The 25,226-nt window shown below is 73.5% G+C and carries 24 protein-coding genes and 2 pseudogenes; 10 read left to right on the top strand and 16 right to left on the bottom strand.

Going from position 1 to position 25,226, the window contains the following annotated elements; genetic code table 11:
- Positions 1 to 32: 32 nt before the first annotated feature.
- Complete coding sequence (locus H7H31_RS18235; RefSeq protein WP_187060040.1) at positions 33 to 965, top strand: SDR family oxidoreductase; 933 nt, start codon at positions 33 to 35, stop codon at positions 963 to 965.
- A 241-nt stretch (positions 966 to 1,206) separates the two neighbouring features.
- Here the strand turns inward: H7H31_RS18235 and H7H31_RS18230 are convergent, their stop codons facing one another.
- The 7 genes from H7H31_RS18230 to H7H31_RS18200 form a co-directional block, all read right to left on the bottom strand.
- Positions 1,207 to 2,130 (bottom strand): RNA polymerase sigma-70 factor, encoded by a 924-nt coding sequence (locus tag H7H31_RS18230; RefSeq protein WP_187060039.1) that lies wholly within the window; start codon positions 2,128 to 2,130, stop codon positions 1,207 to 1,209.
- A gap of 124 nt (positions 2,131 to 2,254) precedes the next feature.
- Positions 2,255 to 2,773 (bottom strand): carboxymuconolactone decarboxylase family protein, encoded by a 519-nt coding sequence (locus H7H31_RS18225; RefSeq protein ID WP_187060038.1) that lies wholly within the window; start codon positions 2,771 to 2,773, stop codon positions 2,255 to 2,257.
- A 304-nt stretch (positions 2,774 to 3,077) separates the two neighbouring features.
- On the bottom strand, positions 3,078 to 3,638 hold the full coding sequence (locus tag H7H31_RS18220; protein ID WP_187061148.1) for a DinB family protein: 561 nt from the start codon (positions 3,636 to 3,638) through the stop codon (positions 3,078 to 3,080).
- A gap of 173 nt (positions 3,639 to 3,811) precedes the next feature.
- Complete coding sequence (gene tgmC, locus H7H31_RS18215; protein WP_187061147.1) at positions 3,812 to 5,026, bottom strand: ATP-grasp peptide maturase system methyltransferase; 1,215 nt, start codon at positions 5,024 to 5,026, stop codon at positions 3,812 to 3,814.
- A complete protein-coding gene (gene tgmB / locus H7H31_RS18210; RefSeq protein ID WP_187061146.1) occupies positions 5,013 to 5,990 on the bottom strand; it encodes an ATP-grasp ribosomal peptide maturase in 978 nt (325 codons plus the stop codon). Before tgmB ends, tgmC begins: the two co-directional genes overlap by 14 nt.
- Positions 5,990 to 6,253, bottom strand: coding sequence for a putative ATP-grasp-modified RiPP (tgmA, locus tag H7H31_RS18205; protein ID WP_269475456.1), 264 nt, complete (start codon positions 6,251 to 6,253; stop codon positions 5,990 to 5,992). Before tgmA ends, tgmB begins: the two co-directional genes overlap by 1 nt.
- Positions 6,254 to 6,353: 100 nt before the next feature.
- Entirely contained in the window at positions 6,354 to 6,686 is a 333-nt protein-coding gene (locus tag H7H31_RS18200) for a PIG-Y family protein (protein WP_187061144.1), read from the bottom strand.
- Between the two features lie 731 nt (positions 6,687 to 7,417).
- Here H7H31_RS18200 and H7H31_RS18195 point away from each other — a divergent pair.
- From H7H31_RS18195 to H7H31_RS34045, 3 genes and pseudogenes are all read left to right on the top strand, one after another.
- Positions 7,418 to 7,663, top strand: coding sequence for a hypothetical protein (locus tag H7H31_RS18195; RefSeq protein WP_187061143.1), 246 nt, complete (start codon positions 7,418 to 7,420; stop codon positions 7,661 to 7,663).
- A gap of 26 nt (positions 7,664 to 7,689) precedes the next feature.
- On the top strand, positions 7,690 to 7,938 hold the full coding sequence (locus H7H31_RS18190) for a hypothetical protein (protein WP_187061142.1): 249 nt from the start codon (positions 7,690 to 7,692) through the stop codon (positions 7,936 to 7,938).
- Positions 7,922 to 8,194: pseudogene (locus H7H31_RS34045) on the top strand (IS701 family transposase); the annotation flags it as partial. The gene H7H31_RS18190 and the pseudogene H7H31_RS34045, both read left to right, overlap by 17 nt.
- A gap of 209 nt (positions 8,195 to 8,403) precedes the next feature.
- On the opposite strand, the gene H7H31_RS18185 reads toward H7H31_RS34045, so the two are convergent.
- The 3 genes from H7H31_RS18185 to H7H31_RS18180 form a co-directional block, all read right to left on the bottom strand.
- The gene (locus H7H31_RS18185) at positions 8,404 to 8,796 is read right to left on the bottom strand and encodes a VOC family protein (RefSeq protein ID WP_187061141.1); all 393 of its coding nucleotides are present in this window, start codon (positions 8,794 to 8,796) and stop codon (positions 8,404 to 8,406) included.
- 99 nt (positions 8,797 to 8,895) lie between these two features.
- Complete coding sequence (locus H7H31_RS35030; protein ID WP_390857207.1) at positions 8,896 to 9,072, bottom strand: ACT domain-containing protein; 177 nt, start codon at positions 9,070 to 9,072, stop codon at positions 8,896 to 8,898.
- Between the two features lie 78 nt (positions 9,073 to 9,150).
- A complete protein-coding gene (locus H7H31_RS18180; RefSeq protein ID WP_187061140.1) occupies positions 9,151 to 9,918 on the bottom strand; it encodes a hypothetical protein in 768 nt (255 codons plus the stop codon).
- Between the two features lie 303 nt (positions 9,919 to 10,221).
- Between H7H31_RS18180 and H7H31_RS18175 the strand changes: the two genes are divergently transcribed.
- The gene (locus H7H31_RS18175) at positions 10,222 to 10,935 is read left to right on the top strand and encodes a hypothetical protein (protein ID WP_187061139.1); all 714 of its coding nucleotides are present in this window, start codon (positions 10,222 to 10,224) and stop codon (positions 10,933 to 10,935) included.
- 727 nt (positions 10,936 to 11,662) lie between these two features.
- Here H7H31_RS18175 and H7H31_RS18170 read toward each other — a convergent pair.
- On the bottom strand, positions 11,663 to 13,015 hold the full coding sequence (locus H7H31_RS18170) for a PP2C family protein-serine/threonine phosphatase (protein ID WP_187117969.1): 1,353 nt from the start codon (positions 13,013 to 13,015) through the stop codon (positions 11,663 to 11,665).
- Positions 13,016 to 13,256: 241 nt separating this feature from the next.
- Between H7H31_RS18170 and H7H31_RS34620 the strand changes: the two genes are divergently transcribed.
- The 3 genes and pseudogenes from H7H31_RS34620 to H7H31_RS18155 all read left to right on the top strand — a co-directional run bounded on the left by H7H31_RS34620 (position 13,257) and on the right by H7H31_RS18155 (position 15,945).
- Entirely contained in the window at positions 13,257 to 13,706 is a 450-nt protein-coding gene (locus tag H7H31_RS34620; protein WP_308284225.1) for a DUF1266 domain-containing protein, read from the top strand.
- A gap of 246 nt (positions 13,707 to 13,952) precedes the next feature.
- A pseudogene (locus H7H31_RS18160) lies at positions 13,953 to 14,703 on the top strand (serine/threonine-protein kinase); the annotation flags it as partial.
- Between the two features lie 543 nt (positions 14,704 to 15,246).
- Positions 15,247 to 15,945: a hypothetical protein gene (locus H7H31_RS18155; protein WP_187061073.1), complete on the top strand. Its 699-nt coding sequence runs from the start codon at positions 15,247 to 15,249 to the stop codon at positions 15,943 to 15,945.
- 123 nt (positions 15,946 to 16,068) lie between these two features.
- Here H7H31_RS18155 and H7H31_RS18150 read toward each other — a convergent pair whose 3' ends face one another.
- The 5 genes from H7H31_RS18150 to H7H31_RS18130 form a co-directional block, all read right to left on the bottom strand.
- Entirely contained in the window at positions 16,069 to 16,410 is a 342-nt protein-coding gene (locus H7H31_RS18150; protein ID WP_222623759.1) for a hypothetical protein, read from the bottom strand.
- A gap of 19 nt (positions 16,411 to 16,429) precedes the next feature.
- Positions 16,430 to 16,633 (bottom strand): hypothetical protein, encoded by a 204-nt coding sequence (locus H7H31_RS18145; RefSeq protein ID WP_187117968.1) that lies wholly within the window; start codon positions 16,631 to 16,633, stop codon positions 16,430 to 16,432.
- A 92-nt stretch (positions 16,634 to 16,725) separates the two neighbouring features.
- Positions 16,726 to 17,445: a response regulator gene (locus H7H31_RS18140; protein WP_187061070.1), complete on the bottom strand. Its 720-nt coding sequence runs from the start codon at positions 17,443 to 17,445 to the stop codon at positions 16,726 to 16,728.
- Positions 17,442 to 18,659, bottom strand: a complete 1,218-nt coding sequence (locus H7H31_RS18135) for a sensor histidine kinase (protein ID WP_187061069.1) — start codon at positions 18,657 to 18,659, stop codon at positions 17,442 to 17,444. The genes H7H31_RS18140 and H7H31_RS18135 overlap by 4 nt, the downstream gene beginning before the upstream one ends.
- A 5-nt stretch (positions 18,660 to 18,664) precedes the next feature.
- The gene (locus tag H7H31_RS18130) at positions 18,665 to 20,905 is read right to left on the bottom strand and encodes an MMPL family transporter (RefSeq protein WP_187061068.1); all 2,241 of its coding nucleotides are present in this window, start codon (positions 20,903 to 20,905) and stop codon (positions 18,665 to 18,667) included.
- Positions 20,906 to 21,615: 710 nt separating this feature from the next.
- On the opposite strand from H7H31_RS18130, the gene H7H31_RS18125 reads away from it, so the two are divergent.
- Positions 21,616 to 23,130, top strand: a complete 1,515-nt coding sequence (locus H7H31_RS18125) for a glycoside hydrolase family 3 protein (protein ID WP_187061067.1) — start codon at positions 21,616 to 21,618, stop codon at positions 23,128 to 23,130.
- Between the two features lie 1,064 nt (positions 23,131 to 24,194).
- Positions 24,195 to 25,226: a phytanoyl-CoA dioxygenase family protein gene (locus H7H31_RS18120; protein WP_187060448.1), complete on the top strand. Its 1,032-nt coding sequence runs from the start codon at positions 24,195 to 24,197 to the stop codon at positions 25,224 to 25,226.

Genomic DNA, 25,226 nt, shown 5'->3' with positions numbered 1-25,226 from the left:
TCAGTCGCCACTCAACGTCTGGGGTTCTTGCCATGCGCATCTTCGTGACCGGCGCGTCCGGTTGGATCGGTTCCGCCCTCGTCCCCGAACTCCTCGCCGCGGGGCACCAGGTCACCGGGCTCGCCCGCTCCGACGCCTCCGCCGCCGCGCTCGGCGCGGCCGGCGTCGACGTCGTCCGCGGCACCCTGGACGACCTCGACGTGTTGCGGAACGCGGCGGACGGGGCGGACGGCGTGATCCACCTCGCGTTCAAGCACGACACCGCCTTCGCCGGCGACTACCCGGGCGCCGTCGCGGCCGACCGCCGCGCCGTCGACGCCTTCGGCGACGCGCTCGCCCACTCCGACCGGCCGTTCGTCCTCGCCAGCGGCCTGGCCGGCCTCGCACCCGAGCCGGTGCTGACCGAGGCCACCCCGCCCGCCAGCGGCGACTCGCCGCTCGCCCACCGGTCGGCCACCGCCCGCGCCGCGCTCGAACTCGCCGACCGAGGCGTGCGGGCGAGCGTGGTCCGGCTCGCCACCACCTGCCACGGCGACGGCGACCCCGGCCTGCTGGCCGCCCTGATCGCCACCGCCCGCGCCACGGGCGTATCCGGCTACCTCGGCGACGGCTCCCAGCGCTGGCCCGCCGCGCACCGCGTCGACGTGGCACGCCTGTTCCACCTCGCGGTCGAGCGGGCCCCGGCCGGCGCGGTGCTGCACGGCGTCGCCGAGGAGGGCGTCCCGATCCGCGCCATCGCCGAGACGATCGGCCGCCACCTCGACCTGCCGGTGACCTCGGTGGCCCCCGTGGCCTCCGACGCCGCGGCCGAGCACTTCTCCTGGCTGAGCCCCTTCCTCGGCCTGGACTCCCCCGCCTCCAGCGCCCTGACCCGCGAACTCCTCGGCTGGCAGCCGACCCACCCCGGCCTGCTCGAACAACTCGACCAGGGCCACTACTTCCGCGCCCCCGCCGACGCCGCCTGACCGGCCGTACGACCAGTCGCTCCCCGGCCGCGCGACCGGCCGGCCGGGGCCGCGCACCCGCTCCGGCTGGTGCGGCGCACCCGCTCCGGTCGGCGCCGTCCCACGACCCGCCTGGGAGCGAACGGGAGCCCGGCCCACTCGCCGCACGCGTCACCCGAGACCATCCGGGACCACCAGACACCACCAGACACCACCAGGCACCGCCAGGGCGCCACCGGGGACCATCCGGGACCACCGGGCGTCAGGCCCTCCCCCGCCGCACCCGCCTGACCTGGTCGTCGATGGCCCAGACGTCCGCCACCGGCCCGAGGTGGGCCAGCTTGTCGGGGTTGACCACCGAGCGGATGGCCTGCACCTGCCCGTCCCGTACGTCGAGCGCGAGCGTGTTGAGGACCCTGCCGTCCCGGTCCCGGAAGATGGCGCCGGGCTGGCCGTTGAGTTCGCGCGGCTCGAACGTCACCTCGACCCGGGCCAGCAGCGGCATGACCGAACCCAACAGCCGGGCCACGTTGTCGGCGCCGGCCACCGCCCGGGCGAGCTGCGGGGCCTTGCCACCGCCGTCGCCGACCATCTGCACGTCGGCGGCGAGCAGGTCCCGCAGCCCGGCGACGTCACCCCCGCGCAGGGCGTCGAAGAACCGGGTGGCCAACTCCTGCCGCTCCCGCCGGTCCGCGGCGAACCGTGGCCGCCCGGCCGCCATGTGCCGCCGCGCCCGTACGAGCAGTTGCCGGCACGCCGACTCCGAACGCCCCACCGCCGCGGCGATGTCGGCGAACCCGAAGGCGAACACCTCCCGCAACACGAACACCGACCGCTCCAACGGGCTCAGCCGCTCCAACAACAGCAGCGCCGCCATCGACACCGAGTCCGACAACTCGGCCGAGCGCTCCGGGTCCTGGTACGGGTCGTTCAGCAGCGGCTCGGGGAACCACGGCCCTACGTACTCCTCCCGTCGCACCCGCGCCGAGCGCAGCACGTCGATCGCGATGCGGGTCACCGTGGTGGACAGGAACGCCTTGGCCGACGCGGGCACGGTCGGCGAGCCGTCGAAGCGCAACCACGCCTCCTGCACGGCGTCCTCGGCCTCGCTCACGCTGCCCAGAATCCGGTACGCGATCGAGAAGAGCAGCGGTCGCAGCTCCTCGAACTCCTCGACCTTGTCCACTCCACCTTCCCCTTCACCTGCTCCGACCCGCCCGTGGCGCGCGACACGGGCGGGTACGTCATGGCGACCGTACGGCGGGCGGGCCGCCGCGGCCTGTCGTACGGGCTGGTCGTGTCGTACGGCCCTACGGAGCGCTGGGCGTCTCGCCCCGGGCCAGGTCGGCCTTGATGCGGTCGGCGAGGCCGACCTCGTAGGCGCCGGCCGGCTGCTGGGCGATGATGTTCAGCCGGTTCGTGGTGTTCATGAAGGCCACCAGCATCACCAGGGCGGTGAGCTGGTCCTCGTCGTAGTGCTTGGCGGCCCGCGCCCACACCTCGTCGCTGACCCCGGTGCCCGCGTCCGCCACCCGGGTCCCCTGCTCCGCCAGCTCCAGCGCCGCGCGCTCGGCCTCGGTGAAGACCGTGGCCTCCCGCCACGCCGTCACCAGATGCAGCCGCACCGCCGTCTCACCGGCCGCGGCGGCCTCCTTGGTGTGCATGTCGATGCAGGCCGCACAGCCGTTGATCTGGCTCACCCGCAACGCCACCAGCTCCTGCGTCACGGCCGGCAACGACGACTCCTTGAGCGCCTTCCCCGCCGCCATGAAGTGCTTGATCGCCTTGCCGGCGCTCGGGGCGGCCAGGTAGTTCAGTCGCGCGTCCATGGTGTGCTCCTCCGTGCTCGTCGGTGGCTTACACACCCTGGGACGAGACAGCATCGCCGCCTGTGACACGGCGGCGGGTCCGGGGGCCGAGCCCGGGCCCGGGGGCGGGTCCGGGGGCCGAGCCCGGGCCCGGGGGCGGGGCCGGGGGCCGAGCCCGGGTCCGGGGACGGGGACGGGGACGGGGGCCGGGGCTCCCTGCGGGGGCGGACGCCGATCACCATCGGAGCCGGGGGCGGGGCCGGGGCTCCCTGCGGGGTGGGACGCCGACGCCATCGGGGCCGAAGCGCCCCGCCCCCACGCCGGGCTACTGGCCGACCCGCCCGTCGACGCACTCGCGCAACAGGTCCGCGTGGCCGCAGTGCCGGGCGTACTCCTCGATCCGGTGCACCAGCAGCTCCCGCACCGCGATCCCGTCCTTCCCCAGCCGCTCGCCGAGGTCCGGATGCCGGGCCAGCGCGGCATCGGTCGCGGCCTGCTCGCGCTCCAGATCCGCGAACGCCGCGTCGACCTGGGCCTGGTCGGCGACCGCCTCGTCGAAGTCCGCGTCCCGCCTGCCGTACAGCTTCGGCAGCGGCTCGCCCTCGCTGATCCAGTTCCGCCAGTCCCGCTCGTCCTCGGCGAGGTGCCGCACCAGGCCGAGCAGCGACATCGTGGACGGCGGAACCGACCGCCGGGCCAACTGCTCCGCGTCCAGACCCTCGCACTTCATCCGCAGGGTCATGCGGTACCCCGACAGGAAGTCCGCCAGCGTCGCCAGCTCCCCGTCCGGGCTCACGCCGTCGTTGTTCCGCGGATCGTCGTCCGGGTCCGCCCACATGTCGGGATAGACGGACGCCTGACTCCACCGCTCGGGTCGCTCGCTCATCCCGCCATGTTCGGCCGCGCACACGCGAGCCCGCCAGCGAGTTTCGCCCACGGGCTCCAGTCCACCAGCCCCGAGCCCGCCTACGCGACGTACCTCCTGCTTCCCTTACTCCTCCTGACGCCCCCGACGCGCTGCGGGATCGGCGCGCGCATCGCGGCCGACGATCACAGCCCTCAGGCGACCCGATCCTCCCAACGCAGCGGATCAACCGCGCCGCCCGGCGGCTCCACCAGGCTGCCGCCGGTCCCGTCGCTACCGATCCAGTACGTGTGCGTGCGGTCGGTGATGTGAAGCCGGACCGAGTCCACGTCGGGACTACCGGCGGCCCGCCACGCGATCAAGGCGGCCTCGACGCGGTCCCACAACGCCACCGGACCCCCCTGTCTGACCACCCACCCGCCGGCACCTTCCCGAAACGAGGCGAAGGACTCACGCTCGCTGTCGAGCAGGTACAGCACCGGCGTGCCCGTGCTGTCGGCACCGTGGACGAACTGGCTGCCGGGGGCGGCGAGCTGGGCGAGGAACGCCGGCATCCACTCCTCCAGCAAGCCGGGCGACACCCGCGTGGCGCGTTCGGTGTCGGCGTACGCGGCCCGCGCCTCCAGGTCCCCCAGGTGTGTCGGAGTGGCCTGCGAGCGGGCTTGCATGAACGAGGAGCGGCCCACTATCCGTCCCCGTGCGGTGCCGTCGCCGTGCACGGTGACCTCGGCCAGGCCGGTGCCGTACGCCCAGGAGCCGATCGTGGCCAGGATGCGACCGCCAACCCTGGTTTGGCGTATCCATGTGTACGGGATGCGGCGGACCGCGCAGGTGGCGATGACACGGTCGTACGGTGCTCGCCGAGGGTGGCCCACGAGCCCGTCGCCGGTCACGGTCCAGGTGGAGTAGCCGGCCGCTTCGAGCGCGTCGTCCGCGCGGGTCGCCACCTGCGGATCGACCTCGATGGTGGTGACGCTGTCCTCCCCCAGGCAGTGGCACATCAGAGCCGTCGAGTAGCCGGTGCCAGTGCCGATCTCCAGCACCGTGTGCCCCTCGGTGAGCCCCAGGGCTTCGATCATGCTCACGACGGTCGCGGGCACAGTGGAGGACGAGGTGGGAGTTCCTCGCACCCATCCGTCCACCTGGTCGGCGGTCAGGTGGCCGTCGAGCTGGGTGGCCAGCGACCGGTCGCTGTACGCGATGGCAGCCCACTCCACAGGCGCCGTCCTCGCGGCGACCACGGGTCGCCAGCGCCCCTCGCCCTCGGGCAGGAAGACCCCCGGTCGCAGGAACGCTTCGCGCGGCACGTCCTCCACCGCCGCGCGCAGTTCCGAGCTCGACAGGACACCGGACCGCGCCAACCGCGCGGCCAGCGCCCGACGTTCGCCCGCCGTGTCAAACAGGGTCATCGCGTTCTCCCTGAACGAGAAGGTCCGCGAAGGCGCCGGCCATGTCCAAGCCGGTGCCCTCCTCCAGGAAGCCCCATTGGCCGTTGGGATTCAGCTCCAGCCAGTGGAAGGCGCCGTCACGCCCGAGAGCCATGTCGAAGCTCCCCGAGGGGAGGCCGAAGTGCTCCAGGTAGGCCAGCAGGGCCTCCGACAGGGTCACGGGGAGATCGATGACCCGGTAGGACAACGCGGAGTAGTCCCTGCGCCAATCCAGCAGATCGGAGTCGATCCGTACGGCGAAGACTCGTCGGCCGACCACGAGCACCCGCACATCAGCCTGCTTGTCCACCCGCGCCTGGAAGAGGTGCGGGGCCGCGCGGATCGACTCATCCACCTCGTCAGCGCTGACAAGATCGGCCCAACTCGTCATAGCCGTGCCATCGCGCTCGTACGGGGTCCATCGCAGTGTCTTGTAGACCACCTGGCCGTGCGCCTCGATGAACTCTCTCGCCACGTCGGGGTCGTTGGTCACCACCGTGGGCGCGATCGTGAGACCCATCCGTCGAGCGGCGGCGAGTTGATGCGGCTTGTAGTCCGCGGCCAGGTTCCGCAGGGGGTGGTTCAGCCACAGACACCCTTGCAGCGCATGCAGGACGCCACCCAGTCCAAAGCGCGTCTGCGCCGCGGCGAACCGAGCGTCAGCATCGTCCAGGTGCTCATAGGCGGGCCAGACGGGGCGGCGCCAGTACACCGATCGCGCGTTCTCCAGGGCGACGCGACGCGATGGCGTACGTAGCCACCCTGTCACCGGAGCATCGCCGGCGCCGAACCGGGCTGTGACGGTCAGCTCTCCGCCGGCCATGTCGGCGGGATCGAACCTGACCACGGGCACACCACGCTGGTTGAGCCGATCGATCACCATGTCCGCCGTGACGTCGGCCGCCTCGGTAGCCACCAGGACGGGCCTGGGCTCCGTCGCGGCCATCAGTCCTGAGCGCTGTCTTGGTCGTGCCCCTGGTCCGGCTGCGAGTCGAGGTTCGTGGCGGTGGGCGTCTCGGTGCCCTTACTCGTCCCGTGCTTCCCCATCTCGACGACCTGCCCGCGCTCATCGCGGAACACTCCGAGCTGTGTCTGCGCGTCGATCCGCACCGAGGCGAACGACATCATCACCCTCGACGGGTACGGGCTCATCCGCCGCACCCCCCAAGGGCGGAATCCGGCGGTCTCGGCAGAACCAGGTGTTGGCACGGGAACCTCCTAGCCACGGGCAACGCTCAGTAGCACTCACCGTAACGCTCTGCTACGACATGCGTGGCGCGTTGTGGAAAACGGCCGCCAGCCCGCCCGCTCAGCGCGCAGCGCTCGGCGACTCGCCCCCGGAGGGCGTCAGGCCAGCGGACGGCGTCGCGTCAGCGGTCGGGGTGTCGTGCTCGTGCTCGTCGTGCTCGTCCCAGGAGTAGGTCGGGTTCTCGTTGATCGACGGGCTCCAGGGCGTCTGCTTCGGTGGCTCGAAAGGGCCCTTTCGGGCCTGTATCAGGTACATGAAGACGACGAACACGACGCAACTGATGATGATCAGCGCAAGGCCGATGGGGTTGTTGGCGTTGTAGACGTACCGGTTCGTGCCCCATTGGCTCCTCTTGAAGACCGGCTCGTCGCCGCCTTCGTCACGCTGCGGCATGGACCCCCCGAAGAATCGCTGTCGGTGACCGTGGCGGTGATCGTCGCATACGAGCCAACACCGAGCCGGGCTCCGGCCCTCCCCCACCGACAGCCCGGACCCTCCCGGGCCTCGCCGTCCCGCACCGGAACAACCGCCCAATTCGCGTTGGCTGATGAGACGGCTTGGCGAAGGCCCAGACCTGCCTTACCGCACATCGGAGCGCAACGCTTGGGGCACACACAGTGAGAGACGTTCGCAACGAACGTCGTCACGTTCAGGAAGCCCTCCACGGTTAATCCGAAACGCGGCAAACCCGGCCGCTCCCGCCCCCGCCGAAAAACTACCGCCGGGTAGCGAACAGCGCCTTTCACTGAGCGAGTTGTGGCAACGCCTGGACACGTGCTCAGCGCGAGTGCGCGCGCATCTCACGCGTCGGGAACGGTGGTGACCACGTTTCGTGCCTGACGGCGCCAGAAAGCGCCGCGGCGGGTGGCGTGGTGGCACCTGTCCGGCCGTGTCCCGTGGCCGATGCGGCTGGTCAGCGGGCGCGGCAGGTGACTGTACGCGGAATCGGTCGAAAGCGGCGTGAGCGCACAAGAAGCGTTTCTGCGGATGCGTTTCCACCTGGCAATTCAGCGGGCGTTAGAGAGGCGTTGTTCCGAACGGGGGATAGAACCCCCGTGACGATCCCGATACGCGAACTTACTCGAACCTCCTTACGACCACGACGCGAATGCGAAAGAGGACGCATGACCATCAGAATGACCGACTCCGGATATCACGGGCCGAAGCCGGGTGAGCGCGTGTACGACCCGTTCACCGATCGGATCGGGGTGCTGCAATCGGTTCACAGCGTGGAAGATCTCCTGTTTGACCCCGAAGTCGACGGAAAACGTGTCGCCTTTCTCCGTCCCGTGGGTGGCGGTATCGAGTGGACGGCCAACGCCGACGGGCTCCGTTTTCCGGAGTCGGAACACGGTCAGCAGGCCGGTTAGTACGGCAGCCGCCGTTGGTGTGACCGGTGATACGGCTGGTCGTCGCGCTGGTCATGGGCGGGGACATCACGGTTGACGAGGTACGCCGCCGGGCTGCCGGGCTGGATGCGCTGCACGGCCGGATCGGCCGGTATTTCCGCAGGTCGGAACCGCGTAGACGGGCGGGTGAATATCTGCGCGGTCTCCTGGCTCCGCTGGAGCGTAGGAACGGCTGGACGCCGGCCGAGCAGGCCGGCGAGGTGTGCCCGGACGGTATTCCGGCGATCGCTGGCTGACGGCGAACGCGCCTACTACCTGTCCCACGCCCCCGCCAGTACCCCGCTGGCGGAGATCGTCCGGTCCGCCGCCGGAGCACGCTGGGCGATCGAGGAGTGCTTCCAGGCTGCGAAGAACGAGGCCGGCCTGAACCACCACCAAGTCCGGCACTATCCCGCCTGGTACCGGCACCTCACCCTGGCCAGGGCAGCCGCCGCCCACCTGGCCGCGATCCGAGTCACAGACGCCGAAAAGGGGGAGGCCACCGTGACCTGATCAGGCCGAGCGTGAACGAGATCCGCCGGTTGCTGAGCAAGCTCGCCCATCCCATCCGGCACGAGACCAGTCACACCCTGCACTGGTCACGCTGGCGCCGCCGACACCAGCACCGAGCCCGGCTCAGCCACTACCGCCGCCGTGGCCATCGTCCCCCGTAACCGCATCAACCGGCCTCTGCTGTGACACCCGATCACCCGTCGCTGGGACTACGAGGACATAGAGAGCAGTGCGGCTCGTTCGGATTCGGAGCAGAGGATGCAGAACTCGTTGCCCTCCGGGTCGGCGAGCACGACCCAACCCCAGCCGTTGGGCTTTCGGTGGTCGGCGACCAGGGAGGCGCCCAGTGCCAGCAGCCGTTCGACCTCCGCGTCCCGGGAGGTGTCGGGACGCAGGCACAGATGGAGCCGGTTCTTGCCTGCCTTCGGCTCCGGTACCTCGTTGAAGTGCAGGGCCAGGCCGCCCGCCAGCTCGATCTCCGTCTCGTCCTCACCAGGTTTGTCCTCGGGATCGAGTGGACGACCGGTCACCTCACTCCAGAACAGGGCGAGTTGGTATGCGTTGGCACAGTCCACGGTCATGTTCGTCACTGTCGAATGCATGCGCGTGATCCTCTCCGAGCGAATGGGAGGACGCCACCGGAATTTCCGAGGCAGCGCGATGTTCCGGGCCAGTGCGCTCGCTTCGGGAGAAGGCGGCGGTCAGGCAGCAGGACCGAGAGTCTCGTCGCCGGCGTCCCGCAGGGCGGCACACGCCTCGTGCCGGAGTGACCTCGGCACGCTCACCCTGTCCGCATGGCAGGCGGAGGCTACGAAAGCCGGAGTGACCGCGTCCGCCAGGGGACTCACCACCGCGGCCAGGAGCCCCGGTACATCCAGGCCATCTCCAGCATCGGCGTCGTACAGGCCGGTCCACCGTCTGGCCTTCGAAGCGACGGAGCCCGCACCGAGGCTGGCTCAGCCACTACCGCCGCGGTCGTCGACCTTGGCGTCCGCAGTGTTCGCGACAGGCGTGGCGTCGGCGACCTCCGTCACGAGGGTGGCCGTCGTGTCGGCCGTCGGTTCGGCCGGCGCCGTCGGTTCGGCGGCGGCGCGTCGGGCGCGGCGGGCCAGGAGCAGGGTGCCGCCGAGCGCCGCCGCGAGGGCGACGCCGCCGCTGACGTAGCGCGGCAGTTGGTCGGGGCGCGTGTGGCCGGACGTGGTCACCAGCCGGGTGACGCCGCCGGGGCGGCCGGTCTCCAGGACGCGGTTGTAGGTGATCTCGTCGTCCGCGCCGAACAGGTCGTTGTGCGCCCGGAAGTCGTCCATTCCCCCCTCGTACGTCCGCCCTTCGGTGTCGATCAGGGTCGGGGGGCCGTCGGGCGTGAACGTGCCGTACAGGGGCGCCAGTTCCAGCCTCCCGTTCGCCCGGGTGACGAACAGCGTGGTGACGAACAGTCGGGCGCCCTGGTCGGCGTGTGCCTCGGCCGCCGCGAGTTGCTTGGCCGAGGCACGGGGAACGCCCCGCGGGGAGACCGCCCCTGGGGCCGACACGTCCAGCGTCAGGCCGGCGGGCCGGGACGCGAGCGGTCGGGCCGGTGAGCCCTGGCGCGTTTCCGCGCTCACCACCAGGCCCAACACGACGAAGGCGACCAGCGAGGCCGCGCCGAGGGTCATCACCGTGCGCCGGCGCGGCGGGGCCGCGTCCCGCGTGACCCACCGCGCCCAGCCGCCCGTTCGTCGCACGTTTCCGTCCACAGACCCGTCCTCCGTTGTGCGCACTCCGCGATCCGGTCGCCCACACGGCGCGTTCCGCCCCGGGGCATGGCGTCTCCTGGCACTGTGCGGCCAGGCGGTCGGGAGGGGTCTCGTCGGGGCCGTGGCCGCCCCTGGTCGCTGTTGATCACCGGAACTACGGTGGGCGGGCGACGGGCTGGCCCGCTGGGCTCCGTTCGCGAGGGGTGCGGCGCCGCGCGGGCGCCGCGTTCGACCAGCACAGGACACCGAGGGGGAGCCCGCGTGCCGAACGACGCGACACCGACTGATGACATGTCCCAAGCGACTACCCCGGTGGGGCCCGACGAGGCCGGCGAGGAACCCACCGGCTCCGGGCCCACCAGCCCCGAGAGCGTCGGCTCCGAGCCCATCGACTGGGCGGCCCTCCGGGAGGCGGCGGCGCGCCGGCGCGCGCGGCGGCGTGTGGTCGGTGGGGCGGTCGCGGTCGCGCTGGTGGCCGCCGCGTCCGTCGGCGTCTGGCTCCTGTCCGGGGACGACGAGGAACCGCCGGCGCGGCACACGGCGGAGTTGCCGACCGGGTTCGGTGCCTATCGGCTCGCGGACGAGGGGGACTCCGCGTGGGAGCGGATCGGGTGGCAGGAGAACCGCGACCCGACGACCAAGGCCGCTCGTGTCACGTACCGGAATACGGACAAGAGGAAAGCCCTGGCGATCACCCTGCGCCTTGATCCGAGCATCGGCGTATCCGACCCGAACGAGGACGAGGACGCCGTGTCGCAGATCCTCGGCACCCGCGTCACGTCGGACGAGGTGAAGAGCTACGACCCCGGTCCCATCGGCGGCACCCTGCGGTGCGTGCGGTACGAGGTCGCCGACACGACCAGCGCGCGCTGCGCCTGGGGGAACGACGCCGCGAGCGTGACGGTCCAGCCGGTGGTCACCTCCGGGCCTCGGCCGAGCGTGGGGCAGACGGCGAAGGAGACGCGGTCCTTCCTCGACGAACTTCGCCTCCGCGAGGTGGAGTAGCCCTTCCCCGGCCTTCGTCAGCCTTCCTCGGCGGGGGCTCCCGCGCGGTGGCGGGGGGGCGGTGCGTGGCGAGAGGCGGGCGATCGCCGGGCGCCGGGGCAGTCCCGGGCGGAGGCCGTGTGTTGAGGGTCCCGGCTGGCGACGCCAGGACCCCCAACACGTCCCGCCGGGAGCGGAGGCGACGTGGGCCTCCCCGGTCGGGGATCCAACGGGTCCGGTGCGTGGCGGGCGCGCCTGACCCGTTGCCCGCCCTGAAAGCATGCGGGAACACCACGGTACGGGCCCGCCTGTGCGGACGGCATCGGTCATCCGGCTGATCTCGTGCGTACCGCACCGGGTGTAGCGCGCGGCCACGCCCACCCCCGCCGGTACGAGCGCGGTTCAGCCGATGTTCGCCGTACCCCCTCCCCTCATCTACGGGGGTCGCTCTACGTACCAGCCAACTCGCGGTGCGTCCATCGCACTTGGCCTGCCTCGATCGGGCCATCCCTGATGTCGGTGCGGTCGCCCGGACGCATCTGGCGGGAAACCTGGTCCGGCGCGGCGAGCCGGGAAGCGCGGCCGGGGGCGGTGCGGGCGGGGCGCCGACGGCCGCGCGCACATGACCGAAAAGGGAGGGGTGCGGCCGATCCAACGCGCCCCATGACCTCGATGATCCGCACGAGGCCGACGAGCCCCATGGGCCGGGCGGGCCGGGCGGGCCGGGCCGGGTGACGGCCGGGCCGGGTCAGGCCGGTGGGCAGCGTTGCCACTCGGTGGCCGGTGCGGGGGTCGGGCGCCGGGGGCGCGGCGGGCTCGCGGGGGTGGCGGGACCGGGTCGCGGGGCGGGGCGGGCGGCGGGGTGTGCGGCGGGCTCGGCCAGGATCAGGGTCAGGTCGTCGGCGGAGGTCGGGCCGGCGTGCGCGGCCAGCAGGTCGAGCAACCGGTCGAGCGACGCGTCCGAGGTCGGGCCGCACAGCGCGGCGTGCACCTGGTGGTCGAGCGGGAACAGGTCGCCCTTGGCGTCGCGCGCCTCGGCCAGGCCGTCGGTGTACAGCAGCAGCCGCTGCCCGGGCGCGAGGGCGACCCGTTGCAGCTCCGGCGAGGGCGCGAGGCCCAAGGGCGTGGAGGCACTGGCTGGTTCGAGGGGCTCCAGGTGCCGGCCGGCGCGCAGCGGCGGTGGGTGGCCGCAGTTGACGAGGCGTACCTCGCCGGGCGCGAAGTCGGCCAGCAGCAGCGTGACGAAGTCCTCGGGGCCGAGTTCGGCCGCGATGCGGGCGTCGAGGGTGTGGGCGAGTCGGACGAGGTCGGGTTCGTCGGCCGCCGTCTGCCGGAAGGCGGCCAGTACCGCCGCGCTGAGCCGGACCGCGTCCAGGCCGTGTCCCTTGGCGTCGCCGACGATCAGGCGCGGCCCGGTCGGGGTGAGGATCGCGTCGTGCAGGTCGCCGCCGATCAGGGCGTCTTCGGTGGCCGAGCGGGTGCGTACGGCCAGCGTCAGGCCGCCGATGGCCGAGGGCAGCGGGCGCACGATGGCCTGCTGGCTGACCTGGGCTATGCGGGTCATCCTGGCCAGCGCCCGGATCGCCTCGCGATGCGCGCGCTGGGCCGCGTCGCAGGCGTGCTTCGTGCGCGCGTGGACGCGCTGGACGTGGGCGAGCACGCGGCGGGTGCGCAGCAGCGCGTGCCGGGTCGAGGCGTACGCCGCACGCGTGCGCGCGTAGGCGCGGCGGGTGCGGGCGTGCGTACGGCGCATCCGGGCGTAGCCGCGCCGGGTGCGGTCCTCGGCGTGCTGGGAGCGCGTGCGGGCGCGGGCCACCAGCGTCGCGCTGAGCCCGCCGATGGCCGCCGCGAGCACGTCGTTGACGTACTCCGCGCGCGCCGGCTGCGTGGCCTCGGCGCCGCTGAACGGCAGGGCCGCGGCAAGGAGTACCGCGAGGCCGGCGACCGCCGCGGTGGTGCCCGTGGTCAACCGGTACGCCGCCAGCAGCGGGCCGACGACGAGCAGCGCGCCGAAGGCGCCGCCCCCGAGCAGGACATGGGCCACGGCGACGAGCGCCTCGGCGAGCACCGCGGCCAGCAACCAGCCCCAGTGTGAGCGCACCACACACCTCCGCGAGGGCGCCATCGGCCCCACAGAGGGGCCGGACCGTAGTCACCCTGGCAGACGCCGACGACACAGGTAGTCACTTTCTTACTTTCTGTGACGCGGTACGGGCAGATGTGGCCGACTTCGCGCCCCTTCGTCACGTCTTTCGTCAGACCTGCGTCGGGCGGGGTGCCGGGGTGCCGGGCGTTGCGAGCCGGGCGCCAGGCGTCCCGAGGGCGCTCGGACGCGCCGTGGGATGGTCGGGGGCGGCCGGTGTTCCGCGCGCGGGTGCCGTGACCGGCCGCCCGAACAGACCTCGCGCGCCGGCGCGATGGCCGGCCGGCCGCGCGCCGCCGTGCCACCGCCACCGCCACCGCCACCAGACTCGCCTTGGCCGAGGAACACACAGAGGCCCGCTCGACACGATCAGCGGCTTCTTCGCCTTCTCGCACCACATCCTGGACGGCGCGCCCGCCCTCCCGATGAGGCGTGGTCGGCGATCGCGGCGGTCATGGAGCTGACGCGGCCGGCGTACGCGTCGTGGGAGGAATTCGACAGGAGTTTCCTCGCCGGCCGCATGTGCTGGCAGCTCGGCACCGAGCGGTTCGGCCAGCGGAAAGCCGAGGACGACGGCGAGAGATGGGCGTCCGTGACCGAGCACCTGCTCACCAGGGACGACCGCCCCTGGCGGCAACTGCCCTGGTAGCGAGGGGTGGCGGGGCCGATCGCGGAACCGCCACCGGCCCCGGAGCGGCCCGCGTCGGGCGGTGCGCGGGGCCGGGTGTGCCGGCGTGGGCGCCGGCACACCCTCCTGTCCGGGCGACCCGCCCATGACGCATCCTTCTGTTGGCGTTGACGGCGTCACTGGCGCACTGCGGAACACCCGGGGGAAATCGTGAGACGAGTGATCGACGACCGCTTCGAGTTGGTGGACCGGCTCGGCGGCGGCGGCATGGGCATGGTGTGGCGCGCCCGCGACCTGGCCCTCCACCGTGACGTGGCGCTGAAGGAGGTGCGCCCGCCGGACCCGGCGCTCGCCGAGTACGACCCGCAGGCCGCCCGCACGCTGCGCGCCCGCGTGCTGCGCGAGGCACGCGCCCTCGCCCGCGTCGACCACCCCAATGTGGTGACCATCCACCACATCGTGGACGGCGGCGAGGACGCGTACCCGTGGATCGTCATGGAGTTGGTCGCCGGCGGCTCGCTCCAGGGCCGCCTGGACCGGGGGCCGATGACGCCCGCCGAGGCGGCCCGGCTCGGCAGCGGCATCCTGGCGGCGCTGCGCGCCACGCACGCCGTCGGCATCGAGCACCGCGACGTCAAGCCCGCCAACGTGCTGCTGCGCAAGGACGGCCGGCCGGTGCTCACCGACTTCGGCATCGCCGCGATCCGCGAGTCCACCAGCCTCACGGCCACCGGCTCCATCATCGGCTCGCCCGACTACATGGCCCCCGAGCGCGTCCGTGGCCAGACCGGCGGCCCCGCCGCCGACTTCTGGTCGCTCGGCATGCTGCTGTACGTCGCCGTGGAGGGCTACCACCCGCTGCGCCGCGGGAACACCCTCGCCACCCTCGCCGCCGTGCTCAACGACGAGGTGCCGCCGCCGCGCAAGGCCGGCCCGCTCACCGAGATCCTGACGCTGCTGCTGGTCCGCGACCCGGGCGCCCGCCCGGACGCCGGCACCCTCGACCGCATGCTCACCACGGCCATCGCCCAGGGCGAGGCGGCGAGCGCGGGGAGCGCGAGCGGCGCGGCGTGGGCAGGGACCGGGGCGGGGGCCGGACGCGCCGGCGCGGCGTCGGCGTCGGGGACCACGGGCCCGATGAGCACCGCGGACCTGGGCGACACCGCCCCGGCCCCCCGGCCCCGCCGACACGGCCTCGGGCGCCCGCCCGGGCCCGCACCCGTCGACGACCGGATCGGAACCGGTCCGGGACTCCTCGGTCACCTCGTTCCCGCTGGCCCCACCGAGCGGCGAGAGACCCGGCGCGGGACAGGACCCGGCCGCGCGCGGGGGCGCGGGCACGAGCGGGAGCACGGGTACGGCTGACGCGGTCCCGAACAGCGCGGGAACGACGGGCACAGGCGGGCGTGCGACCGGCGCGGGAACGGCGGGTACGGGCGGGCGTGCGACCGGCGCGGGTACGACGGGCACGGGAACGGCCGGGCGGGGCGGGTTCGGTGGCGGCGCCTCGTACCGGATCAGTCCGCCGTCCGCCCCGGACCCGGACACCGCGCGGCGCCGGGTGCGTACCCGGAAGTTGGCGACGGTCGGCATGGTCGCCCTCGCCGCCGTCCTGACCGGCGTCCTGCTGTACGTGCTGCTGCCCCGCCCGGACGACAAGGAGGGCGCCCCCACCGCCCGCGAGACGCCGGGCCCCGGCACCTCGGCGACGGCCTCCGGGCCCGCCGCGCCCAAACGTGACGCCTCGGGCGCCCCGCCCTCGCCCTCGTTCGGCGACGCGGGCGACGGCGACGCCGACCAGCCGGAGACCAACCTGCTGACGCCCGCCGGAATCCGGCGGGCCCTCGCCGAGTTGCGGCCCCTGATGGACAGCGGCAAGGTCATCAGCCTCGTGGTCTACCCCGAACACGTCTCGGCCGAGGCGCTCGTGAAGGGCAGCACCAAGCGGTACGACCGGTTCAGCTACCGCGCGGACAGCGGGGCGTCCCGGGACGGCGCGGGCGGTACGAAGACGACCGGCACCCAGCCGGTGGACCTGAACGCCTTCGACTGGGACGCCCTGCCTGCGCTGATGCGCAAGGCGGACCAGGTGCTCGGCGTCGACCAGCCCACCAGCCGTTACCTCGTCGTCCGCGCCCCGTCCAGCGTCTTCGACGAGGGTCAGAGCATGAGCGTCTACCTCTCCGACGCCTACGGCTCCGGCTACCTCAAGGCCGACCCCAAGGGCAAGGTCATCGCCACCTACCCGCAGGACAAGTGATCCCCCGCGACGGAGCGGAGAGGCCGATGCCAGGCGGGGCTGGGCGCGTGCCAAGCGGGGCTGGCCCGGTACCGGGCGGGCCTTGGCCGGCGCGTCCCCTGGAAGGCGCCGATCAGGAGCCGATCAGGAGTTCACTTCACCGTTGCCACCGCACGTCTGACAGGGTGCTTCGTGGTCCCACCCCTCCTCGTCGGTCCACTCGACCTTTCCGCTCCCACCGCACGATGAGCAAAGAGGCATAGCCGCGCCCACCCCGATCCGGCTGTATCGCACGTCCTCGTCCAGGAGGACGGCTCGCACTCCCGGTAGCGTTTCCTTGACGAGCCTGATCCGTAGCCGGCCCTCCCACGTCCCGGCGACGACGCCCTCGACGCCGTTGACCCACCCTGACGCGCTGTCTTCCACGCAGATCATGTCGCCGTCCTGGACCCGCGGGTTGCTGCCGTGCCCCACTTCTTCGGCCATGTGCCGCACCTCCTCCGCGTCATGCTGTCAGTTCACCCCAGCGGACGTCGGCGCCTTCCCCGGTTGGGTGGGGGTGCGGGGAGGCACACCCGACAGCGAGCAGCAGGCTCCGCGCCTCCCGCGGCGCGGCGTGCGAACCGGCGCTGACCCGCGCGGCCTCGGTGAACGCCCGGGCCGCCGCCGGCGCGGTGCCGCACAGCAGCTCCAGGAAGACCGTCCGCACGGGGGGTTGGGGCCCTGGCAACTCCTCGCCCCCGCCCGCGTGCGGCGGCACGTCCCGTACGCCCCCGTACGCCACCCGCGCGGGGCCGGGAGTCAGGGCGCGGTCGGCCCGCCGCGCGCGTCGGGGCGGACCAGGAGGCCGCGGTCGAGGGCGACCACCACCGCGTGGGTGCGGTCGCTCACGTCCAACTTGGCGAAGACCCGCAACAGGTGGGTCTTGACGGTGGCCTCGCCGATGACCAGGCGGCGGCCGATCTCCGCGTTGGACAGGCCGTCGGCCACCGCCGTCAACACCTCCAGCTCGCGCCCGGTCAGCGCGACCGGCGCCGGCCGGCGCATCCGGGCCACCAACCGCTCGGCGACCTTGGGGGCCAACACCGTCTCGCCCCGGGCCGCCGCCGCGATGGCGGCCACCAACTGCTCGCGCGAGGTGTCCTTGAGGAGGTAGCCCACCGCCCCGGCCTCCACCGCCCGCTCGATCTCCGCGTCGGTGTCGTACGTCGTGAGGATGAGCACCCGGGTCGACGCCCCGCTGGCGACGATCCGCTCGGTCGCGCTCACCCCGTCCATCACCGGCATCCGCAGGTCGAGCAGGGCCACGTCGGGGGCGAGCGCGCGGACCGCCGCGACGGCCTCGGCCCCGTTCGCGGCCTCGCCCACGATCTCCACGCCGGGCTCCGGGGCCAGCAGGGCGACCACCCCCGCGCGCATCACCGTGTGGTCGTCCGCCACCAGCACCCGGATCCCGCGCCCCGCAGCGGCGGCGGCACCCGGGTCTCCGTGCGGGTCAGCCCCGTCAGCCGTGTCCGTCATGTTCGCCGCGCCTCCTCGTGTTCGGTGGTGGGGACCGTGGCGAGCACCCGGGTGCCGTCCCCGAGCGAGCTGGTCACCCGGAGTTCGCCGCCCAGTTCGGCCAGCCGTTTGCGCATCCCGTCGAGGCCGAAGCCCTCCGCGTCGGCGACCACGAACCCGCGCCCGTCGTCGGTGAGTTCCAGCTCCACCCCGTACGGCCGCGCCGCGAGCACCACGCCCACCGTGGTCGCCCCCGCGTGCTTGCGCACGTTGGCCAGCGACTCCTGGGCGCAGCGCAGCAGCGCGATCCGGGTCCGCTGGTCGCAGGCCACGTCGGGCAGTTCGGCGGTGACGGTGAGCCCGGTGTCCTGGGCGAACCGGTCCAGCGTGCGGCGCAGCGCCTGGGCCAGCGTGCCGGGCGCGGCGCCGGTGCGCGGGGCGGCGCCGACCAGCGCGCGGGCCTCGGCGAGGTTCTCGCGCGCCGTCCGCTCGATCGAGTCCAACTGCTGGGCGCTGCGGTCGGGATCGGTACGCACGCCCGAGCGCGCGGCCTCGGCCAGCACGATGATCGAGGCGAAGCCCTGGGCGAGGGTGTCGTGGATGTCGCGGGCCAGCCGTTCGCGCTCGTCGGCCGCGCCCTGGCGCTGGTTCGCCTCGGCCAACCGGCGCTGCGCGTCCGCCAGCTCGGCGGCGAGCGCGTCCGCCCTGGCCCGGGTCAGGCCGACGAAGCGGTAGAGCCACCGGCCGATGGCCACGCCCGCCGCGTAGGCGAGGAGGGTGGCGACGAGGTTGCCGGTGAGCAGGTGCGGGCTCCACCCCTGGGGCAGCACCCCGCCGAGCGCCGTGCACGCCGCCGCGAGGCCGCTGAGCTTGATCGCGGACCGGGGTCCGGCCGCGAAGACCCAGAACTGCGGGAGGGCCACCACGAAGAGCGCGGCGGCGCCCTCCAGCACGTACGACACCGCGCCGATGTGCAGCCCGAGCAGGGCCAGCAGGACGGACGGTACGAGCGCGGCCCGCGGACCGGGGACCTGGCGGCGGGTCGCGAGCAGCAGGGCCCCGTAGTCGGCGGCCAGCAGCGGCAGCAGCACCGCCGCCGCGTACTGGTCCGCGCGCGAGGCGTCCCATACGGCCAGCGCCGTCGGCCCGATCCCCACCGCCAGCCAGGCGATGCCGTACCAGAGGTGGAACCTGGCGGTGAGGAACCAGTCGGCGGGCTGGGGCAGCGGGACCATGCTGTTCAGCCTACGGTTTTGAGCGCGGCCGGCTCGGGCTCCGGCCGGGCGCCGCCCGCCGGGGTGGCCTGGTGCTGGGCCCGGCGCATGCCGCGCGAGGGCCACCAGTTGGCCTGGCCGAGCAGCAGCATCAGGGCGGGCAGGACCAGCATCCGGATGACGAACGCGTCGAGCAGGACGGCGACCGCGAGCACGTAGCCGATCTGCTTCATCTCAATCAGGTGCAGCCCGACGAAGCTGGCGAAGACGGTGACCATCACCACGGCCGCGCTGGTGACCACGCCCGCCGAGCGGCCGATGCCGTCGAGGACGGCCTGCCGGGTCGGCACGCCGGTCAGCGCGGCCTCCCTGATCCGGCTGACGACGAAGACCTGGTAGTCCATGGACAGGCCGAAGAGGATCACGAACAGGAACAGCGGTACCCGGGAGCCGATGGACCCTGTGGAGTCGAAGTCGAGCAGGCCCTCGGCCCAGGAGGGTTGGAAGGTCAGCACGAGCACGCCCAGCGATGCGCCGGCCGACAGCAGGTTCAGCACCACGCCCACCAGGCCGAGCACCACGGAGCGGAACGCCCACACCGTCATCGCGAACGTCACGACCAGCAGCGCCGCGACGACCAGCGGCAGCTTGTCCTTCTGGTGCTCGGGGTAGTCGGCGTAGCGGGCCACGTCGCCGGTGACCGCGGTCTCGACGCCGGCGACCTTGCCGATCGTGGCGGGCACGTGCTCGGCGCGGATCGACCGGAGCGACTCCTGGGCGGCGTCGGTGCTCACGTGGTGCGGCACCTGGAGCTGGAGCATGCTGATCCGCTTGTCCCGCGAGGTGCTCAGCGTGCCGTCGCCGGACAGGCGCGGGTCGCCCTTGACGTCACGGGCCAGCTCGCGCAGGGCCGCGGTGACCTCGGCCGAGCGCTCCGCGTCGGCGCGGACCACGATCTGGTGCATGGCCTTGAGTTCGGGGAAGGCGGCGTTCTGCCGGTCGTAGACCCGCATGGCGCCGATCGCCCGGGAGTGCGTCTCGCGGCCCATGTCGGTCAGGTTCAGGCCGAGCGCCGGGGCGGCGACGGCGAGCATCCCGAGGACGGAGGCGGCCAGCGCCACGGCGGGCCGCCTGCTGACGCCGCGCAGCACGGCCGCGGTGGCCCGACCGGGCCCGCTCCGGCGCGGGGCGCGCTGGCGTACGGGCCTGCCGCCCGCCGCCGCGCGGGCCGCCCTGCGCTCGGCCCGCCGCTCGGCGCGCGCACCGAGCACCGCGAGCAGGGCCGGCAGCACGGTCAGCGAGCTGAGGACGGCGACCAGGGTGACGACGATGGCGCCGACCGCGATCGAGGAGAAGATGACGTCGTCCACCAGGAAGAGCGTCGCGGACGAGACGGCGACGGCCAGGCCCGAGAAGACGACGGCCCGCCCGGAGGTCGCGGCGGCCAGCTCCACCACGGTCGCCGGCGAGAGCCCGCCACCGGCGCGCGCCCGTTCCTCGCGCTCGCGCTTGAGGTAGAAGAGCGTGTAGTCCACGCCGACGGCCAGTCCGATCAGCAGGATGACGTTGGTGCCGATGCCGGCGTCCGGGAAGGCGTGCGAGGCCAGCATCGACAGACCGATGGACGCGGCGATGGAGGTCAGCGCGAGCAGCACCGGCACCAGCGCCATCGCGACCGAGCTGAACACCAACAGCAGCGTGATCAGGGTGACCGGCAGCGCGATGATCTCGGTACGGGCCAGGTCGTCGCCGCGCTGCTGGTCCGTGCCCTTGCCGATCGAGGGCGAGCCGGTCTCCTCGACGCGCAGCCCGGGGTGGGCCTTCTGTACGGCGGCGGTCTGCGCGAGGAGCGGGTCGACGTGCTCCTTGCCCTCCCGTTCGTCGCCGAACATCGTCACGTCCACGCGCACCGCCGAGCCGTCCGCCGAGCGCACCGGGGCGGCCACCGCGCGCACCTCGGGCAACTCGCGCATCCGCTCGGCGACCTCGCGGGCCGCGGTGTCGGCCGCGGCCCGGTCGAGCCGACCGGTGCCGGGGGCCGCGGTGATCAGTACGCGTTCCACGGGCCGCTGGTGCAGCCCGCCGTCCTCGGCCATCGCCTCGGCCCGGCCCGCCTCGCCGATGCGGTAGTCCGCGGCGGTGGCCGGGTTGCCGCCGACGGCGATGCCCGTCCCCAGGCACAGCACGACGAACACGAACCAGCCGACCATCGCGCGCCAGGGGTGCCCGGCGCTCCATCGAGCCATCCGAACTGGAAGATTCTTCATGGCGTTCATGCTGGTCGGCGGGGTGCCGGCGGCGACAGCGGCGACCGGTTGAACCTGGGGTCCACCAGTCGGTGGACCCCCGCCGCCCCGAGCCCGGGCCCGAGTGTCCCGTGCAGCCAACTCTGACGCGTCGTCAGACGCCCGTCCGCCTGCCCGCGCGCCCCTCACACCACCCGCCCGCGCCCGCCCGCGTGCCCCCCTGGGTACCGCGCCGCCCCGCGCGCACCGCTGAACGCCGCGCCGCCCCGCGCGCCCATCCGCGCGCTCCCCGCTGCCCCGCGCGGCCGGCGCCGCTGCCCCGCGCGGCGGCCCCGCGTGCGCGCGCGGACCCCGTCGGGGGACGGGGGTTGGGGCCGCCGCGACGCGGGGCCGCGCCGTCGCGCGTCCGCGCGAACGTGGACCGCCAGGTGGCCGCCCACGGGGTGCGTACGTCACGCTGGTGGGGCCCCCTCGTAACCCGCCCCGTGGGCGCCTCCTGCCAGCCACCAGCGCGCCGGCGGCACCCCGGGGCACGCTCGGTGGATGGCCCACCGCGCCCCGCAGGCACCTCGGGGCGTCAACCCCCACGCTGACCTCCCATTTCCCGGCAAACCCCGGCACACCCGTTCCTTGACATCCCGGATTGGTACAGGCCAATATCCGGCTGGTCTGCTCCAAGTCGCCCGGCCGTCCGATCCGTCGGCCCACACCCGCACCTCGGAGGTCCCCTCATGGCACGTGGCAGCCACCCGGAACTCATCAGGTTGGCCAACTCCGTCCTTCAACCGGGCTTCGTCGGCACCACCGCTCCTGACTGGGTGCGCCGCCGCATCGCCGACGGGCTCGGCTCCGTCGTGCTGTTCGGGCGCAACATCGAGACCCCCGAGCAGGTCGCCGCGCTGACCGCGTCGCTGCGCGAGGAGAACCCCGAACTCATCGTCGCCATCGACGAGGAGGCCGGCGACGTCACCCGGCTCGACGTACGCACCGGCGCCTCCTGGCCCGGCAACCTCGCGCTCGGCGCCATCGACGACCCCGACCTCACCGAGCAGGTGGCCCGCGACATCGGCCGCGCGCTGCGCGCCATCGGCGTCTCCCTCGACTACGCGCCGAGCGCCGACGTCAACTCCAACCCGATGAACCCCGTCATCGGCGTGCGCTCCTTCGGCGCCGAGACCGACCTCGTCGCCCGGCACACCGCCGCCTGGGTGCGCGGCCTGCAGAGCGCGGGCGTCGCCGCCTGCGCCAAGCACTTCCCCGGCCACGGCGACACCAACGTCGACTCGCACCACGGCCTGCCGATCTTCACCGCCGACGCGGAGACCATCACGCGCGTCGCGCTGCCGCCGTTCACCGCGGCCATGGAGGCCGGCGTGTGCACCATGATGACCGCGCACATGCTCATCCCGGCCTACGACCCCGACCTGCCCGCGACGCTGAGCCCGACCATCATCAACGGCGTACTGCGCGACCAACTCGGCTTCACCGGCCTGGTGGTGACCGACGGCATCGAGATGGGCGCGGTCTCCGGCAAGTACGGGATCGCGGGCGCCACCGTCAAGGCGGTCGCCGCCGGCGCGGACGCCGTGTGCGTGGGTGGCGAGAGCGCCGAGGAGTCCACCACCGTCGACCTCGCCCAGGCGCTGGTGGACGCCGTCGTGGACGGCACGCTGTCCGAGGAGCGGCTGGCCGACGCCGCCGACCGGGTGCAGAAGTTCGCCGCCTGGTCGGCCGACCTCGCCCGGCAGGCCGACACCGCGACCGACGAGTCCGACATCGGCCTGGTCGCCGCCCGGCGCGCGGTGCGCGTGAGCCGCCGCCCCGGCACCGGCGCCGAACTCCCGCTGGCCGGCGCCCCGCACGTGGTCGAGCTGTCGCCGACCATGAACCTGGCGATAGACGGCCGCACCCCCTGGGGCGTGGCCGACCCGCTGCGCGCCCTGCGCCCCGAGACCACGTCGGTGCGGCTGACCGAGGCCGAACTGACGGACGCCGGCGACCTCCTCGACCGCACCGTGCTCGCCCCGGCCAACGGCCGCGAGCTGGTCATCGTCGTCCGCGACGCCGCCCGCCACCGCTGGATGTCGCAGGCCCTGGCCGGCCTGGTCAGCCGGCGCCCGGACGCCCTGGTGGTGGAGATGGGCGTGCCCGTCGACGCCCCGCTCGGCGCCGTGCACCTGACCACCTTCGGCGCCACCCGGGTCTCCGGGATCGCGGTGGCCGAGGTCCTCACCGGCGCCGCCTGAGCCGCGCGGGGCGACCTCCCCGAGGGTCGCCCCGCAGCCCCACACACTCCCGCCGCGCCCCGGCCGCGCGCGCGACGCCCCGTACGCCCCGTACGCCCCGTACGCCCCGTACAACCCCCAGCCCGGCACGCCCCGCCGACGCCCGGCCGGGACCGCTTCCTCACGCATCCGCCCCCGCGCGCCCTCACGCTCCCGCGCCCGCGCGCGCCGCCCGCGTGTCGCCTCGTGCCGCCCGTGCGCCCCCGCGCCCCGCCCGCACGTCGCCCCGTCGCGCCCGCGACGCGACCGGTTCGGTGTGCCGCGTGACCGGTCGGGTGACGGTTGAGACGGCCGTGACGAACGACCTGTCGGGCCGTCAGGTGGGGCGCGTGAGATGGGGGTTGACACCCAAAGTTGGTCTAGTCCATCTTGGGGGAAAGCGCGTTCGGCACGGTGGGCGAGCCGACCTGGCTCCACGCCGCCTCCCAGCGCCGGCCGACCGGAACCACCACGTCCGCCACGGGTCACGCCACGACCCGGGCCGGACACCGAGGACGACGAGGTAAGGAGACCCGGCTCTGGCGCCACGGCGAACCACCACCTCCACGACCGGTGTGCGCGGCCCGCACCCGGCGCCCTGACCACTGCCGAGTCCCCCCTTCCCGCGAGTTCACCGCGGCCCCCGCGACGCCGGATGGCGGCCATGACCCACCCGCCGCACTCCGCCGCCACGAGCCGCGGGCGATGGCTCTCCTTCTTCTCGTCCCGCCACCGCCCCCGATGAACCCGCGCGCGACACGGCAGCCGCCGAGGACGGTCCCGCACCGCGCTCCGTCGTGGAAACGCCCGCCCGCGCCCCCCGCAACCACCCTCCCCGCCCCCACGCCCACCGGGCGCGACGGAACGGGGACACACACCCGGGAGGACCGGGCCCGCCGACCGCACCACACCACGGCGGGCGACGCGCCGACGCCGGCGCGAGGGCGGCGAACAACGACGTTCCCGCCCACCCCGCGGCGCCGCCGGGCCCGAACCCCGAGGGTGCGGCAGACCCTCCCAGCACCAGCACGCCCAGGAGACCTCGCATGCCCACGCCCGACGGATACCTGTACCGCGCCGCATCGGACCGGCCCTACTTCAGCGCGGACGGCGACACCTACCTCGCGCAGACCCCGCTCAAGGACATCGACAAGTCGTTGCCGCTGCGCGTGCTGTCCAAGGAGGACCTCGCCTTCTGGCAGACGTACGGCTACGTCGTGGTCAAGGAGGCCATCCCGGCCGCCGCCGCGCGGAAGCTGCTCGACTTCGCCTGGGAGTTCCAGGGGCTCGACCCCGGCCGCCCCGACACCTGGTACACCGAGCGCACCTTCCGTACGGACCTCGAACGCGACCTGTACATCTACGGCTTCGTCGAGGCGTACCACCACCAGCTCATCTGGGACAGCCGGCAGAGCCAGCGGGTCTACGACGCGTTCGTGGACGTGTGGGACTGCGAGGAGCTGTGGGTGACGCTCGACCGGCTCAACCTCAACCCACCCAACCGCGGCAACCGCTCCCGCTCCCTGATCGAGCCCACCGACGAGGGCTTCGACATCGAGTTGCACTGGGACGTCGACTCCACCCGCAGCGTGCTGCCGCAGCGCGTACAGGGCATCATCGCGCTCCACGACACCCAGCCCGAACTCGGCGGCTTCCAGTGCTCGCCCGAACTCTTCCGCCGCTTCGACCGCTGGAAGCTCGACCAGCCCGCCGACCGCGACCCGGTCCGCCCGGGCGTCGACCGGGCCGAATTCCCCGTCGTACGCCCCGAGTTGGGCGCCGGCGACCTGCTGATCTGGAACGGGATGCTGGCGCACGGCGTCGCGCCCAACACCTCCGAGCGGGGCGTGCGGTCGGTGCAGTACCTGTCGATGATGCCCGCCCTGGAGGAGCACCACGAGTTGCGCACCTCGCGCGTCGACTCCTGGCGCCACCTGTCCACACCCACCTGGAACAAGACCCTGGTCGGCGACGCCACCCGGCACGAGTCGCTGCGCTACCCGACGGCCGACCTCACCGACCTCGGCGAACGGCTGCTCGGCCGCACGTCCTGGCACGGCATAGCGACCGAGCGGTGA

The sequence above is a fragment of the Streptomyces buecherae genome, assembly GCF_014295035.1.
Taxonomy (GTDB): Bacteria; Actinomycetota; Actinomycetes; order Streptomycetales; family Streptomycetaceae; genus Streptomyces; species Streptomyces youssoufiensis.
The sequence above is the reverse complement of the archived record's forward strand: the minus strand, read 5'-3'. Positions and strand labels throughout refer to the sequence as shown.

Coding starts and splice junctions, on each gene's coding strand:
- tgmC (WP_187061147.1), bottom strand. CDS start 5,026: ATGACCCTGTTTGACACGGCGGGCGAACGTCGGGCGCTGGCCGCGCGG.
- H7H31_RS18225 (WP_187060038.1), bottom strand. CDS start 2,773: ATGGACGCGCGACTGAACTACCTGGCCGCCCCGAGCGCCGGCAAGGCG.
- H7H31_RS18150 (WP_222623759.1), bottom strand. CDS start 16,410: ATGGCCGAAGAAGTGGGGCACGGCAGCAACCCGCGGGTCCAGGACGGC.
- H7H31_RS18135 (WP_187061069.1), bottom strand. CDS start 18,659: ATGGTCCCGCTGCCCCAGCCCGCCGACTGGTTCCTCACCGCCAGGTTC.
- H7H31_RS18120 (WP_187060448.1), top strand. CDS start 24,195: ATGCCCACGCCCGACGGATACCTGTACCGCGCCGCATCGGACCGGCCC.
- H7H31_RS18200 (WP_187061144.1), bottom strand. CDS start 6,686: ATGCCGCAGCGTGACGAAGGCGGCGACGAGCCGGTCTTCAAGAGGAGC.
- H7H31_RS18195 (WP_187061143.1), top strand. CDS start 7,418: ATGACCATCAGAATGACCGACTCCGGATATCACGGGCCGAAGCCGGGT.
- H7H31_RS18125 (WP_187061067.1), top strand. CDS start 21,616: ATGGCACGTGGCAGCCACCCGGAACTCATCAGGTTGGCCAACTCCGTC.
- H7H31_RS18140 (WP_187061070.1), bottom strand. CDS start 17,445: ATGACGGACACGGCTGACGGGGCTGACCCGCACGGAGACCCGGGTGCC.
- tgmB (WP_187061146.1), bottom strand. CDS start 5,990: ATGGCCGCGACGGAGCCCAGGCCCGTCCTGGTGGCTACCGAGGCGGCC.
- H7H31_RS18235 (WP_187060040.1), top strand. CDS start 33: ATGCGCATCTTCGTGACCGGCGCGTCCGGTTGGATCGGTTCCGCCCTC.
- H7H31_RS18185 (WP_187061141.1), bottom strand. CDS start 8,796: ATGCATTCGACAGTGACGAACATGACCGTGGACTGTGCCAACGCATAC.
- H7H31_RS18220 (WP_187061148.1), bottom strand. CDS start 3,638: ATGAGCGAGCGACCCGAGCGGTGGAGTCAGGCGTCCGTCTATCCCGAC.
- H7H31_RS34620 (WP_308284225.1), top strand. CDS start 13,257: ATGGTCGGGGGCGGCCGGTGTTCCGCGCGCGGGTGCCGTGACCGGCCG.
- H7H31_RS18175 (WP_187061139.1), top strand. CDS start 10,222: ATGTCCCAAGCGACTACCCCGGTGGGGCCCGACGAGGCCGGCGAGGAA.
- H7H31_RS18130 (WP_187061068.1), bottom strand. CDS start 20,905: ATGAAGAATCTTCCAGTTCGGATGGCTCGATGGAGCGCCGGGCACCCC.